This is a genomic window from Mycobacterium syngnathidarum (assembly GCF_001942625.1).
In the GTDB taxonomy this organism is placed as follows: Bacteria; Actinomycetota; Actinomycetes; order Mycobacteriales; family Mycobacteriaceae; genus Mycobacterium; species Mycobacterium syngnathidarum.
Window position 1 is genome coordinate 312,516 of the sequence record NZ_MLCL01000062.1, and the last position, 13,314, is coordinate 325,829.

Here is a 13,314-nt window from a genome sequence, read left to right on the forward strand (position 1 = left end):
ATACCCCCTGGGGGTATTCAACGGAAGGAGCGGGATCGATGACGACTTCGTCGACACAGGTCGATTGGCATTTGCGCGGAGAATGGTTCGACGTGTGCAGCTGCAAGTTGCCTTGCCCGTGCAGCTTCGCCCAGGAGCCCACGCACGGAGATTGCTTGTTCACCTTGGTGTGGCACGTTCGCGAAGGGCATTACGGCGACACCGATTTGGCGGGTCTCAGCGTGATCGCGCTCGGTGAGTTCGCCGGCAACATGTGGATCGGCGACCCGAACGCCACCATGAAGCTGATGTTCTACATCGATGAAAAGGGCAATGCCGCTCAGCGCGATGCACTCGAACGCATCTTCACGGGCAAGGAAGGCGGCTGGCCGGCAGAATTCGGCAGCCTGATCGAGGAGATGCGCGGCATCGAATACGCCCCGATCAGATTCGAGGCCGCCGATGACCTTGCCTACTGGCGCGCTGAGATTCCCGGCAAGGTCGACCTGTTGGTGGAGGCCCTGACCGGCCCGACGGCTGACCCGAACCGGCGGGTGACCACGATCAATGCGCCGGGCGCCGAGGTCGGGCCGGGCCAGGTCGCCACGTGGGGCGTGGTCAAGGAGGACCACGCTGTGGGCTTCGACTGGTCACATGAGCACAGTGGCGGTTCGAGCAAGCACTTCCCGTTCGACTGGCGCCCCGGGACAGAGACCGCGGATTCCGGTGACGCGAACGGGGAAGCGCAGCTTTCGTCGTCCTGCACCTGCGGCTGCTGAATCGGTCACCGAGACCGGGCGGAGGCACCTGGGACCTCCGCCCGGTCTCGATCAGTACTGTCAGTTCAAGCCGTTCGACAGGATCATCGACTCCCCGGTCTTCAGTCGGCCCCGATCCGAGACCAGGTAGAGCACGGCATCGGCGACGTCTTGCGGCTCAAGCAGACCCGGCCGCGGCCGGCCTTGGGCGAACATCTCCTCGACATCGTCGAGACCCGGATTCTCCAGGTCCGGCCGGATCACCTTGTAGGTCGCCGGGTTGTGGATCATCGGCGTGTTCACCCCGGACGGCAGCACCGCGTTGACCGTGATGCCGTACTCGGCAACCTCGTATGCCACCGACTTCACCAGCGCCACCACACCGGCCTTGGTCGCCGCGTAGTGACCAGAGTTGGTGGCTCCGGTGCCCGCCACGATCGACGACGTGGCCACGACGCGCCCGGACCGACGCTCGATCAGATGCGGCAGCACGGCGCGGAACGTGTTGAACACACCGGTGAGGTTGATGTCGATCATGGTCTGCCACCGACCCTCAGACATGGTCGCGATCGGCCCACTACTGGCGATCCCGGCGTTGGCCACCACCACATCGACGCTCCCGAACTCGGCGACCGCGCTGTCCACCAGGGACTGCATGGCAGACAGGTCGCGGACATCGGCAATCACCGCCGTGCAGCGCCGGCCGAGGGCGGACACCTCCTTTGCGGTGTGTTCCAAGTCGGCCGGCGTAGGCAGCGGATAGTCCACCGATGCGACGGGAGCCGCGATGTCGCACACGACGATGTCGGCGCCTTCGCGCGCCAATGCGTTGGCATGTGCGCGACCCTGCCCGCGCGCCCCTCCAGTTATCAGAGCCGTTTTCCCGTCCAGCGCACCCACGAGTCCCCCTTCTGTCGTGCGGTCCTTAGATGGAGACCACTGCAGCGGGCAAAACTCGTCGAGCCCCCCGGCCACACCATGCGACGCAGCTGTCACACCGGCCGGCTGGCAACACTCCGAGGAGCCCCTTGTCATCACAATTTCACTTGGCAAATAAATTCAATAGCCTGACCGGGAAGAGCTTCGTGAGAGCAAATCTGCTGTATGACGACGTCCCAGGCGATTCCCAGGAACATGATGAGTTGTACTAATGTTATCTACAGACGGGGGTCTTGAGCTCGTACACAGCTAACAAACCCGGAGGCAAGAAAGATGCGTTCGAAACTGAAGAGGGTGGCGGCAATCGGGCTGGGCACGCTGGCGGTGCCGGTCGGCGTGGCGGTCGCGGCTGCCGCTCCGGCGTCGGCGGGTCCTGAGATCTGTGCGACCGGACCGTACGGCTACGTGCAGGCGTGCGTGGAAGGTCCCGGCTGGGGCCGCTGGCATGGTTGGGACAACGGCTGGCGTGGCCGCGGGCACGGCCACGGACACGGCGGCTGGGACGACTGATCCGCCTTTAACCACGGGTAACGCCGTGGCGGGAATCCAACTCGGATTTCTGCCACGGCGTTATTTGTTTCAACCGCTCTAGTCACTCTCTTAGTTGTAGTAGCGTCGCCGGCCATGGAGGATGTCTGGATTCTGGGCGGCTACCAGAGCGACTTCGCCCGCAACCTCTCCCGCGAGCAGGTCGACTTCGCCGGGCTGACCCGCGAGGTCGTCGACCACACCTTGGACAGCGCCAGAATCGAACCCACCGGCATCGGCGTCGTCCACGTCGCAAACGCTTTCGGTGCACTGTTCACCGGTCAAGCTCACCTGGGCGCCATGCCGGCCACGGTCCATCCTGGCCTCTGGGGCATACCTGCCTCCCGCCACGAGGCCGCATGCGCGTCGGGCAGCATCGCGATCCTCGGAGCCATCGCCGACTTGCGTTCCGGCGCTTACGACAGCGCCCTCGTCATCGGACTGGAGCTGGAGAAAACGGTGCCCGGCGACACCGCTGCAGCACACCTCGGCGCCGCGGCCTGGATCGGCCATGAAGCCGAGGAGGCCAAGTTCGTCTGGCCATCGATGTTCTCCCGGGTAGCCGACGCCTACGACCAGCGCTACGGCCTGGATGCCGAGCATCTCCGGGCCATCGCCGCATTGAACTTCTGCAACGCCCGAGCCAATCCCAACGCCCAGACTCGCGACTGGACGGTACCCACTCCGATTTCCGACGACGCGGGCAATCCAGTGGTGGAAGGTCGGCTGCGCCGGTTCGACTGCAGCCAGATGACCGACGGCGGGGCCGGGCTGGTGCTGGTCAGCGACTCCTATCTCCGTGCGCACCCGACCGCGCGCCCGGTCGCTCGCGTCGGCGGTTGGGGTCACACCACAGTCGGCCTCGGACTGCGCCAAAAGCTCGACCGGAGCGCGACGGATCCGTATCTACTGCCGCACGTACGCCAAGCCGTGCTGGACGCGTTCGGCCGTGCCGGGGTGAGCCTGGAGGATCTCGACGGGTTCGAGGTCCACGACTGCTTCACTCCCAGCGAGTACCTGGCCATCGACCACATCGGGTTGACCGGTCCCGGTGAATCCTGGAAGGCCATCGAGAACGGCGAGATCGAGATCGGCGGCCGGCTGCCGATCAACCCCAGCGGCGGGCTGATCGGCGGCGGCCACCCGGTCGGTGCAACGGGTGTGCGGATGTTGCTCGATGCCGCCAAGCAGGTCAGTGCCTCCGCCGGCCCCTACCAGGTGGAGGATGCAAAGGCCTTCGGCACCTTGAACTTTGGCGGCAGCACCGCAACCACTGTCAGCTTCGTCGTGACGAGCAAGGAATAGACATGCACACCGAGATCGTGACCAAGTTCCTGTCCACGCTGCCCGAGGATGACGCCCACCCCTACCGGACCGGGGCCTGGCGGCCGCAGACCACCGAATTCGACGCCGACGATCTGGCAGTCGTCGACGGCGAAATTCCGTCCGACATCGACGGCGTGTACCTCCGCAACACCGAGAACCCGCTGCATCCGGCGTTTCAGACCTATCACCCGTTCGACGGGGACGGGATGCTGCACATCGTGGGGTTCCGGGAGGGAAAAGCCTTCTACCGCAACAGGTTCATCCGCACCGATGGGTTCCTGGCCGAAAACGAGGCCGGCGGCCCGTTGTGGCCCGGTATCGCCGAGCCCGTCGAACTGGCCAAGCGGGACCGCGGCTGGGGTGCCCGCACGCTGATGAAAGACGCCTCCAGCACGGACGTGACGGTGCACCGCGGGGTGGCGCTCACCAGCTTCTACCAGTGCGGCGACCTGTACCGCGTCGATCCCTGCACCGGCGACAACCTCGGCAAGGAGGACTGGGGCGGGGCCTTCCCTGCCGAATGGGGCGTATCGGCACATCCCAAGGCCGATCACGCCACCGGCGAACTGCTGTTCTTCAACTACGGCAAGCAAACGCCGTACATGCACTACGGCGTCGTGGACGCCGACAACCGACTGGTGCACTACGTCGACGTCGAACTGCCCGGGCCCCGGCTACCGCACGACATGGCGTTCACCGAGAACTACGTGATTCTCAACGACTTTCCGTTGTTCTGGGATGCCGAGTTCCTCAAGAAGAACGTGCACCTGCCGAAGCTGCACCGCGACATACCGTCCCGCTTCGCAGTGCTCCCCCGCCGAGGAACCGCCGGCGACGTCAAATGGTTCGAAGCCGACACCACTTACGTGCTGCACTTCACCAACGCCTACGAAGACGGCGACGAGATCGTGCTCGACGGGTTTTTCCAGGGCCATGCCGCACCGGCCTTGGCGCTGGACAAGATGCAGACCAGGCTGCACCGCTGGCGGTTCAACCTCGTCACGGGCCAGACCCGCGAAGAGCAATTATCCGACAGCATCACCGAATTCGGCATGATCAACCCCGGCTACGCCGGGCGCGACTACCGCTACGCCTATGCCGCCACCGGCAAGCCCGGCTGGTTCCTGTTCGACGGGCTGGTCCGCCACGACCTGCACACCGGATCGGAACAGCGCTACGCCTTCGATGACGGTGTGTACGGCAGCGAGACCGCGATGGCGCCTCGTGTGGGCAGCCGCAGCGAGGACGACGGCTACCTGGTCACCATCACCACAGACATGAACGACGACGCGTCCTACTGCCTGGTGTTCGAGGCCGCCAGGGTCGCCGACGGGCCGGTGTGCAAACTGGCTCTGCCGGAACGAGTTTCCAGCGGAACCCACTCCACCTGGGCGCCAGGTGACGAGCTGCGCCGATGGCTGGTGCGTGACTGACCTCCCGGCCGGAGACACCAACGCCGTCGGACAGATGCTGGGTCTCGTCGGCGACGAGTGGACGCTGCTGGTGATGCAACAGGCCTTGTTGGGCGCCACCCGCTACGGGCAGTTCACGGCGCGGCTGCCCATCTCAAACTCGGTGCTGACCCGCCGCCTGCGCTTCCTCACCAAAGAAGATCTGCTGCAACGTCACCGGTATCAGCAGCGGCCGCCCCGCGACGAATACCTCGTCACACCGCGCGGACGAGCGCTGTGGCCGGTGCTGGTGTCCATCTGGGCGTGGGAACGCCACTGGGTGCCCGAACACCGCGAGCCCTTGCCCGCGATGCACCACTTGAGCTGCGGTGCGGATTTCTCGCCAGTGCTCTGTTGCGGCGGATGCGGAGACCCGACGGCGGCCGGCGACGTGACCGCCGCCTGGGGGCCGAGCGGAGGCTGGTCACGGTCGCTGCCCGCGGTGACGACCCGGCGCCGCTCGGTCGACGATCGGCGCGACTCCCCGTCCGGCCTGTTCCCTCAGTCCATGAGCGCGCTGGGCAACCGCTGGGCATTCGCGATCCTGGTCGCTGCGTTCACCGGCACCTCCAGGTTCGCTGAGTTTCAGCGGGCGCTCGCCGCCCCGCCGGGATCGCTCGCCGACCGCCTGAAGACGTTCCGGGACAACGGGATTCTGAGCGCCGATGCCGAGGACCCGCAGTACCGGCTGACACCGAAGGGCGCGGCATTCCTACCCGTGCTGGTTACGGCGCTGGCCTGGGCACAGCGGGCGTTCCCCGCTCCCGAAGGCCCGGCGGTGCTCCTCACGCACACCGGCCACGGGCACGCTTTCTCGCCTGTTCTGAAGTGTGATCGATGCGGCGCGGAGCTCACCGGAACCACGGTGTCGGCAGCCTGACCGGCTCGGACGTCGCGGTTGCTACGCGCCCCTGTTCTGTACCGCGGCCGTCGCTACGGCAGCATCGGCGGGCCCCGCTCCACGCTCGATGGGATCCGCCGCTCGGGGCGGCGTTGAACCCTGCGCATATTTCACGGTCCGGGGTTGTGCTGTTACGAGCGCCGCCACCGTAGCCACGAGGCTGACATGCACAAACCGCCACAAAATCACTTCAAAAATTTCTGGCACTCCCCTATGTCGAGTGCTAATATCGGCGGTGCACAGTGATTGGCTGCCTGCCAGGGTGGCGGGCTCTGAGATCGTACGGGAGGTGAATTGCTGTGCTTCGTTTTGATCCGTTCAGCGACCTTGATGTTCTGACCAGGAGTTTGCTGTCAGGTGATTCCGGGTCGACACGCACACCCAGGTTCATGCCGATGGACCTCTGCAAAATCGGTGACCACTACGTCTTGACGGCCGACCTACCCGGGGTGGATCCGGGGTCGGTGGACGTCAATGTCGACAACGGAACGCTGACCATCTCAGCGCATCGAACCGCCCGTTCGGAAGAATCCGCGCAGTGGCTCACCAATGAGCGGTTCTTCGGCAATTTCCGGCGTCAGTTGTCGCTCGGCGACGGAATCGATTCGTCGGCGATCTCGGCCACGTACGAGAACGGTGTCCTCACCGTCACGATCCCGATGGCCGAACGTGCCAGGCCCCGCAAGATCGAAGTGGCGCATGGCGCCGACCGCAAGTCGATCGAAACCACCACTGTCGATGCGGACTAGGTGATCCCGCCGCGGCGGTCCAGCCTGAACTTCAGGTTGGACCGCACCGCGGGCCACTCGATGTCCAGAATCGAGTAGACGACAGTGTCACGACGTGACCCGTCGGCCAACAGTTGATGGCTGCGCAGGACACCGTCGAGCTTGGCACCGAGCCGCTCGATCGCCGTGCGGCTGGCGAAATTGAAGAAGTGCGTCCGGAATTCCACTGCAACGCAATTCAACTCATCGAAAGCGTGGCCCAGCATCAACAGCTTGGTTTCGGCATTCACGCCGGTGCGCCGGGCATCGGCGACATACCAGGTGTGCCCGATCTCCAGTCGGCGGTTGGGCGCGTCGACGTTGAGATAACTGGTGGAGCCCACCAACCTGCCGTCGAGGGTGCGCACGGCGAAGCTGACGCCGTCGTCGGCCTTGCGCAGCTCGAGCAGGTGGCGCACCCACTCGGCTGCGGCCCCGGGCCGCGGTGGCGCGGTGTACCAGAACGACGCCAACTCACCGTCGGAAGCAGCAGCGTCGATCTCCGGGACGTGTCCGGTCGTCAATGGTTCCAACCTCACCCAACGCTGCCCGGTCAGCTCCACGGGCGACACGAATGCGCTCATCTTTGCCCCAACGTCGACACCAGAGACCACACGGAGCACAGGGCGGCCAGCACCGCCATCGCGCCACCGAGATAGAGCCCGTACCCCGCGGCCACCGGTCCCTGGACGTTGAGCGTGTAGTACCACACCGTCAACGCCACCAGGGCGAGCGAAATCGTCAGTCCCGCAGCCGAAGCCCAGCGCTGCGACAGGCCACGCCCGGCCATGGCACCGGCCACGATGAGCCCGGCGCCGAGCAGGACGATCAGCTGCCCGGCACCGAATCCGTGTGGCAGCACGATGCTGCCCACCGCGCCCCCGATCGCGTTGGCCCGGCCGCCGCCATTGGCACTGGTGGTCAGCCATGGCAACCAGGCCACCACCACGAGGACAGCGGCACACAGGGCTACCAGCCACCCCGGGGCCACGCGCCAACCTGGACGCAGACGAACCATAGCGACGAGACTATCGGGTGTGACCGAATTACCCGACTGGGCCAGACAGCTCGATCTAGCGCCTCATCCCGAGGGCGGCTGGTATCGCGAGACGTGGCGGAGCGAACTGACGGTAAGCCAGACCTCGCTGCCGTCGGGCTACTCGGGGCCGCGCAGCGCCGGGACCGCGATCCTATTTCTGCTGATGCCCGGCCAACAGTCCGCCTGGCATACGGTCCGCAGCGCCGAGCTGTGGTTCCACCATCGGGGCAGCCCGCTGGTGCTGGAGATCGGTGCGGACAAAGACACCGCGACAGGCCTTCTGCTGGGTCCGGACATCGCCGCCGGGCAGCACCCGCAACTGCTGGTGCCGCCCGGCTACTGGCAACGCGCCAAGCCGCGTGACGATGAGCCCGCCCTGGTCAGCTGTGTGGTGGTGCCGGGCTTCGACTTCGCCGACTTCGCGCTCAGCCCTGCAACGACGACAGATTGAATCCGGCCCCGGTCGGGTCTGCCACCGCGGCCAGCCGTCCGTAGGGGGTGTCCTCGGCCGGCCGGACCACCGAGCCGCCATTGGCGACGATGAGCTCGATCGTCTTGTCCACGTCCTCGGCACCGAAGAAGGTGGTCCACGCCGACGGAGCCCCCTCGGGAATGAACGCCGATCCATCCATCACCCCGACGAGCGCCTCACCGTCGAAGTTGGCAGTGCTGTAGCGGAATTCATCGGAATCCGACACGACTTCGGTGTCCCAGCCGAAGACCGCCCGGTAGAAGTCCAGCGCCTTCGCGTAGTCACTGGTGGTCAGCTGGTGATACACCGGTGCGCCGGCCTCGTTGAAAACCGCGAAACCGTCATGCCCGCCCGGCTGCCAGATGCCGAAGAACCCACTTGCGGTATCGGTCATCATTGCCATCCGCCCCTTGGCCGGGATGTCCATCACGCCACCGCAGTTGCTTCCGCCGGCCGCTATGGTGGCCGCCACCGTGGCGTCGGCGTCAGCGGTGTGCAGGTAGGTGGTCCACGCATCGGGCGCGTTCCACTGCGGGTCGTTGCGCATCAGGCCGGCGACCACTTGGCCGTCGACCGAGGCGGTGACGTAACCGCCGTACTCGGGGCCGCCGGTCTCGTACGTCCAGCCGAACACGGCACCGTAGAACCGCTGGGCGCGCTCCAGGTCGGACGTGGCCAGGTCGATCCAGGTGGGGGCGCCCAGCGGGGCGCTCTGACGGGTAACCACGATTATTGCTCCTTCACCGAATGGACAGTCGCTAAGTCTGACCACCCCCGTGCGGAAAACTCATCGCACCCCGCCGAGCAGACGCAAACTCGCACTGTTTGGGCCTGAAAAGTGCGAGTTTGTGTCTGCTCGCGGGGCTAGTGGTAGCGCTGCGCGACCTCGGCGCGGTGTTCGGCGGGCGAGCCGTAGAGCGAACGGTTGAGCGCGGCCCGCTTGAGATAGACGTGCACGCCGCTCTCCCAGGTGTAGCCGATGCCGCCATGCAACTGCATGGCCTTGCCGGCCACCTCCACGGCCGCCTCGGTGACATAGGCCTTGGCCATCGAAACCGCGCGTGGTCCAGGTGTCGCGACGGCCGCGTTCACGAGCTGTCGGGCCACCGAGATCCGCACCAGCATGTCGGCGCAAGCGTGCTTCACCGCCTGGAACGAGCCGATCGGACGGTCGAACTGTCGGCGAACCCCGGTGTAGGACACCGTGGTGTCGAGCATGGCCTGCGCGACGCCAAGGCTGTCACACGCGACGGCAAGCGCGCCACGCTCGGTGAGCGCACGCAGGCACGCCTCGGCGTCGCCGTCGAACCGCCACACCGCATGCTCATCGACTTCCACGCCTTCGGCCGTCACGGTGGCCAGCCTGCGGGTCTCGTCGAGCACCGGCTGGTCGGCGACCGTCAGCCCGGACGCCTGGGCAGCCACGTCGACCAGCACCGCGACCCCGTCGGCGTCACGCGCGGGGATCAGCAACCGCTCGGCGCCGGCCGCATCCGGTACAAAAGATGCCTGCCCGTGTACCCGCCAGCCAAGCCGGGTGATGGCCAGATCGAAGGGCGCCGCTTCGCCTTCCCCTGGCAGTGCCAGTGCGGCGCGGGTGTCCCCGGCAACCACGGCCCACGCGAGAGCGTCCCGGGACTCGTTGGGCTGCAATGCGTTCAACGCGCCGATCGCCAGCACCGCACCGCCCAGGTAGCCGGTAGAGGCAGCGGCTCGACCCAACTCCTCACAGATGACTGCAACCTCGGCGAACGTCGCGCCGGCGCCGCCGGTCGTCTCGGGGGCGTCCAGTCCGACCCATCCCGCCGAGACCAGCAGCGGCCAGTCGATGCTGTCTTTGGCCAGCAGATCGGCTGCCACCGAACGAAGTTCGTCGTGTAGGTCTGAAAAATCTGGGAGGTCGCTCATCACACCGCACTCGGCTCTCGGGGCAGGCCCAGACCGCGCTCACCGATGATGGTGCGCTGGATCTCGCTGGCTCCGCCGGGGATGGTCCATTCCCACGATCCGATGAAATCGAGCATCCAGGCGCCCGACTCCCAGCCGCTGGAGGCCGGTTTGGCCAGCACGGTATGGGCGGCCAGCCCTCCGAGCTCGGCACCGAATCCGGTCATCCGCTGCAACAACTCGCTGTAGTAGAGCTTCACGATCGAAGCGTCGGCGGGGCCGGCGCGCCCTGCCTCGCTGCGTTCCACCAGATCCCGGCACAGCCCGCGCAGTCCGGTCAGTTCAGTTTCGAACCGCGCCAATTGGTCTGCCACCACGGGGTCGTCGAGGGGCGCAGCTTCGAGTAGCCACCTGAAGCCCGCATTGCCCAACCGCTCCGACAATTCCAGCATGGTCATGCCACGTTCGGCACCGAGCGTCGCCTGAGCCACCTGCCAACCCTTGTTGAGCGGGCCGATCAGGTTGGCCGCGGGCACCGCGACGTCATTGAGGAAGATCTCGCAGAAATGCGAGTCCCCCACCGCGTTTCGGATCGGCCGCACATCGATGCCGGGTGTGGTCATGTCCATCAGGAAGTACGAGATCCCGTGCCGTTTGGGCGCGTCCGGATCGGTGCGGGCCAGCAACAGACACCAGTCGGCGTGCAGAGCGCCACTGGCCCACAGCTTCTGGCCGTTGACGATGAAGTTGTCCCCCTCGGCGCGGGCGGTGGTGCGCAGGGCAGCCAGATCCGATCCGGCCTCCGGCTCGGAGAATCCCTGGACCCAGATCTCTCCGTCGAGGATGGCGGGCAGGTGGCGTCTGCGTTGCTCGTCTGTGCCCGCGGCAAGCAGCGTCGAAGCCGCGTGGTGGATACCGACGAAGGCCAGCACCAGCCGCGGCGCGTCGTGCGCAGCCAACTCCTGGTACAGCACGATCTGCTGGGGCACCGACATACCGCCTCCCCATTCGGCGGGCCAGTGCGGGACCGCGTATCCGGCGGTGTGCAACTCAGCGAACCAGGATTTCTGGAACGACACGAATTCGTCGTCGCCGACGCCGGTCTGGTTGGCGCGCCAGTCTTTCGGGACGTGCGCCGCACACCAGTCCCTTACGGTGGCCCGGAATTCCTCGAGCTCGCTCACGAGAACAACCCGGTGAGTCCGCGCCGGCCCAGCCGGGCAGTCAGCGTGTCGCGCGTTGTGGACACCCCGAAGGGCAAGCGGCGCAACGGCTGGCTGTAGCGCGACAGCCAGGACAGCGTGGTTTCATCGCAGAAGCCGACGGCGCCGTGCAACTGATGGCACACCCGAAAGACCACCTCGGCGGCTTCGATCGCGGCCAGCCGCAGAGCCAGCGCATCGTTGATCGCTTCGTCGGCCGGGTGGGTACCGAGGCTCCACAGCGCGTGTTTGGCCAGCATGTCGACCCCACTGCGTTCCACCTCGGCGTCGGTCAGCTGGAACTGCACCCCCTGGAAGGACGACAGCGTCTGGCCGAACTGCTTGCGCAGGCTGACGTGCGCGACGGTCAGATCGATGGCCCGGTCCAGCATGCCGAGCAAGGTCCACGACGGCAGTGTCAGGGCCAGCGCCACGTCATCCAGGCCTGAACTGTCCGCGGCGGACAGCTCCAGTGCGGTGGCGAACGACGGACCCGGCGCACCGGTCTTGGTCACCGTGCTGCGGTTGCCACCCAATGTGACGGTGGCCCAACGGTCGTCCAGGCCCTGCAGCGCCGCTTCCGGAGCATCGGCGTCGATGACAACCAGCCCGTCGACGTCCAGATCCGCCGGGCGCGCCAATCGCTCGGCAACCGGATACGGCAGGGCCCAGTAGCCGGCACTGCGGCACACAGCCGCGGCGGCCTCCAATGAGTCCGCGTCGCTGCGTGGTTCGAGCTCGAACACGCCGAGGCCGTCCAGCACCGGCATGACCAGCCCAGTGCGGGTATCCGGTTTGGCGTCGGCCTGGGCCAACAACTGATCTCCACCGGCGGCTTCGAACGCCTTCAGGGCCTCGCGGCCATACTCTTGCGCGTCATCGCTGAGATCCAGAATCATTTGCGTCACGCCTTTCCGGCCAGCATGGTCCGAGACAGCAGGATGCGCTGCATCTCGATGCTTCCCGAGGACACCGTGGACGCCTGTGAGTACCGCCAGTGGTCCTCGACCTCGGCGCGGAAGTACTCGGCTTTCCTGCTGCCGCCCCTGGGGAGCGCCGCGGCAATCTCCATCAGCACCTCGGCGCTCTCCTGGTCCAGCCGCGTCACCGCGATCCGATATGCCGCGGAGTCACCGGGATTCACCCGCCCGGTGGCTTGCATCGAAACCACCCGGTAGGCCATCAGCCGGGCCCGGCGGCAGTGCGTGAGCATCCGCGTCCACCGGCCGCGGAGTTCAGCGGGCAGGTGCTCCCACTTGTCGCCGAGCACCTCGGGAGCCGCTTGCAGCAGCCGCTCACAGCGGGCGTAGCGGGCGATGCCGACACGCTCGAAGGACACCACGTCCTGCACGATCGACCACCCCTGATCGACCGTTCCGAGCACATCGGCCTCGGTGACCTTGAGGTCGTCGAAGAACACCTCGTTGAGATGATGCGGCCCCATCATGGTGCGGATCGGGCGCACCGTGATCCCTGGAGAATCCATCGGCACCAGGAAGATGGTCATGCCCTGCTGCTTCTTCTCCCCTTTGGAGGTGCGGGCCAGCAAGAAGATCCACTGCGCCATGGTGGCGTACGAGGTCCAGATCTTCTGACCGTTGACCCGCCAGCCGTCGTCCTCTCGACGGGCGGACGTCCGCAGTGAGGCCAGGTCCGAACCTGCCTCGGGCTCGGAAAAGCCTTGGCACCAGATCACTTCACCGTTGGCGATCGGGGGCAGGTGCTTGCGCTGCTGCTCTTCGGTGCCGTGCCGCATGATGATCGGGCCCACCCAGTTGACCCCCATGTACTGGGCGCCGCGCGGCTCGTGGTGCGCCCACATCTCCTCGCGCACCACGGTCTGCTCCCATACCGACGCGTCGCCGCCACCGAACTCCTTCGGCCACGACATGCACAGCAGGTGCCGCTGTGCCAGCGTCCGGCAGAACTGCTGGGCCACCGCCAGGTCCGCAGGGTCATCGGTGAATGCGCCGAGGAAGTCGGCGGGCACCTCGTCGGCGATCAGCGCACGCAGCTCACCGCGGAGCGTGTCGGCCGCCTCACCAAAATCGAAATCCACTCCTGG

General features: G+C 66.4%; 15 protein-coding genes. 7 read left to right on the forward strand and 8 right to left on the reverse strand.

The genetic code is table 11. The annotated features are described in order from the left end of the window. Positions 1 to 38: 38 nt before the first annotated feature. Positions 39 to 758, forward strand: coding sequence for a DUF1326 domain-containing protein (locus tag BKG60_RS17110; RefSeq protein WP_070944807.1), 720 nt, complete (start codon positions 39 to 41; stop codon positions 756 to 758). A 60-nt stretch (positions 759 to 818) separates the two neighbouring features. On the opposite strand, the gene BKG60_RS17115 is transcribed toward BKG60_RS17110, so the two are convergent. Next, a complete protein-coding gene (locus BKG60_RS17115) occupies positions 819 to 1,637 on the reverse strand; it encodes a mycofactocin-coupled SDR family oxidoreductase (protein WP_075909788.1) in 819 nt (272 codons plus the stop codon). Between the two features lie 312 nt (positions 1,638 to 1,949). On the opposite strand from BKG60_RS17115, the gene BKG60_RS17120 reads away from it, so the two are divergent. The 5 genes from BKG60_RS17120 to BKG60_RS17140 all read left to right on the forward strand — a co-directional run bounded on the left by BKG60_RS17120 (position 1,950) and on the right by BKG60_RS17140 (position 6,631). Beyond that, positions 1,950 to 2,186 (forward strand): hypothetical protein, encoded by a 237-nt coding sequence (locus tag BKG60_RS17120; protein ID WP_070944805.1) that lies wholly within the window; start codon positions 1,950 to 1,952, stop codon positions 2,184 to 2,186. 114 nt (positions 2,187 to 2,300) lie between these two features. Then, positions 2,301 to 3,509, forward strand: coding sequence for an acetyl-CoA acetyltransferase (locus BKG60_RS17125; protein WP_070944804.1), 1,209 nt, complete (start codon positions 2,301 to 2,303; stop codon positions 3,507 to 3,509). Between the two features lie 2 nt (positions 3,510 to 3,511). Beyond that, entirely contained in the window at positions 3,512 to 4,963 is a 1,452-nt protein-coding gene (locus tag BKG60_RS17130) for a carotenoid oxygenase family protein (RefSeq protein ID WP_070944803.1), read from the forward strand. A gap of 34 nt (positions 4,964 to 4,997) precedes the next feature. Beyond that, entirely contained in the window at positions 4,998 to 5,861 is an 864-nt protein-coding gene (locus tag BKG60_RS17135; protein ID WP_070944888.1) for a winged helix-turn-helix transcriptional regulator, read from the forward strand. Between the two features lie 320 nt (positions 5,862 to 6,181). Next, entirely contained in the window at positions 6,182 to 6,631 is a 450-nt protein-coding gene (locus BKG60_RS17140) for an Hsp20/alpha crystallin family protein (protein WP_070189226.1), read from the forward strand. Here the strand turns inward: BKG60_RS17140 and BKG60_RS17145 are convergent. Both BKG60_RS17145 and BKG60_RS17150 read right to left on the reverse strand, forming a co-directional pair. After that, positions 6,628 to 7,233, reverse strand: coding sequence for a GNAT family N-acetyltransferase (locus tag BKG60_RS17145; RefSeq protein ID WP_070189227.1), 606 nt, complete (start codon positions 7,231 to 7,233; stop codon positions 6,628 to 6,630). The two genes, BKG60_RS17140 and BKG60_RS17145, sit on opposite strands and share 4 nt — an antisense overlap. Beyond that, positions 7,230 to 7,667 (reverse strand): hypothetical protein, encoded by a 438-nt coding sequence (locus BKG60_RS17150; protein ID WP_070189228.1) that lies wholly within the window; start codon positions 7,665 to 7,667, stop codon positions 7,230 to 7,232. The genes BKG60_RS17145 and BKG60_RS17150 overlap by 4 nt, the downstream gene beginning before the upstream one ends. A 19-nt stretch (positions 7,668 to 7,686) precedes the next feature. Between BKG60_RS17150 and BKG60_RS17155 the strand changes: the two genes are divergently transcribed. Beyond that, a complete protein-coding gene (locus tag BKG60_RS17155) occupies positions 7,687 to 8,139 on the forward strand; it encodes a cupin domain-containing protein (RefSeq protein ID WP_070189229.1) in 453 nt (150 codons plus the stop codon). Here BKG60_RS17155 and BKG60_RS17160 read toward each other — a convergent pair. The 5 genes from BKG60_RS17160 to BKG60_RS17180 form a co-directional block, all read right to left on the reverse strand. Next, positions 8,114 to 8,887, reverse strand: a complete 774-nt coding sequence (locus BKG60_RS17160) for a VOC family protein (RefSeq protein WP_070944802.1) — start codon at positions 8,885 to 8,887, stop codon at positions 8,114 to 8,116. The two genes, BKG60_RS17155 and BKG60_RS17160, sit on opposite strands and share 26 nt — an antisense overlap. A 137-nt stretch (positions 8,888 to 9,024) precedes the next feature. Beyond that, positions 9,025 to 10,068 (reverse strand): acyl-CoA dehydrogenase family protein, encoded by a 1,044-nt coding sequence (locus BKG60_RS17165; RefSeq protein ID WP_070944801.1) that lies wholly within the window; start codon positions 10,066 to 10,068, stop codon positions 9,025 to 9,027. After that, positions 10,068 to 11,231 (reverse strand): acyl-CoA dehydrogenase family protein, encoded by a 1,164-nt coding sequence (locus BKG60_RS17170; protein ID WP_070944800.1) that lies wholly within the window; start codon positions 11,229 to 11,231, stop codon positions 10,068 to 10,070. Before BKG60_RS17170 ends, BKG60_RS17165 begins: the two co-directional genes overlap by 1 nt. After that, positions 11,228 to 12,148, reverse strand: a complete 921-nt coding sequence (locus tag BKG60_RS17175; protein WP_070189234.1) for an acyl-CoA dehydrogenase family protein — start codon at positions 12,146 to 12,148, stop codon at positions 11,228 to 11,230. Before BKG60_RS17175 ends, BKG60_RS17170 begins: the two co-directional genes overlap by 4 nt. 5 nt (positions 12,149 to 12,153) lie before the next feature. Continuing rightward, positions 12,154 to 13,308, reverse strand: coding sequence for an acyl-CoA dehydrogenase family protein (locus BKG60_RS17180; RefSeq protein WP_070944799.1), 1,155 nt, complete (start codon positions 13,306 to 13,308; stop codon positions 12,154 to 12,156). Positions 13,309 to 13,314 lie beyond the last annotated feature (6 nt).

Coding starts and splice junctions, on each gene's coding strand:
- BKG60_RS17135 (WP_070944888.1), top strand. CDS start 4,998: ATGCTGGGTCTCGTCGGCGACGAGTGGACGCTGCTGGTGATGCAACAG.
- BKG60_RS17125 (WP_070944804.1), top strand. CDS start 2,301: ATGGAGGATGTCTGGATTCTGGGCGGCTACCAGAGCGACTTCGCCCGC.
- BKG60_RS17150 (WP_070189228.1), bottom strand. CDS start 7,667: ATGGTTCGTCTGCGTCCAGGTTGGCGCGTGGCCCCGGGGTGGCTGGTA.
- BKG60_RS17145 (WP_070189227.1), bottom strand. CDS start 7,233: ATGAGCGCATTCGTGTCGCCCGTGGAGCTGACCGGGCAGCGTTGGGTG.
- BKG60_RS17110 (WP_070944807.1), top strand. CDS start 39: ATGACGACTTCGTCGACACAGGTCGATTGGCATTTGCGCGGAGAATGG.
- BKG60_RS17130 (WP_070944803.1), top strand. CDS start 3,512: ATGCACACCGAGATCGTGACCAAGTTCCTGTCCACGCTGCCCGAGGAT.
- BKG60_RS17175 (WP_070189234.1), bottom strand. CDS start 12,148: ATGATTCTGGATCTCAGCGATGACGCGCAAGAGTATGGCCGCGAGGCC.
- BKG60_RS17165 (WP_070944801.1), bottom strand. CDS start 10,068: ATGAGCGACCTCCCAGATTTTTCAGACCTACACGACGAACTTCGTTCG.
- BKG60_RS17120 (WP_070944805.1), top strand. CDS start 1,950: ATGCGTTCGAAACTGAAGAGGGTGGCGGCAATCGGGCTGGGCACGCTG.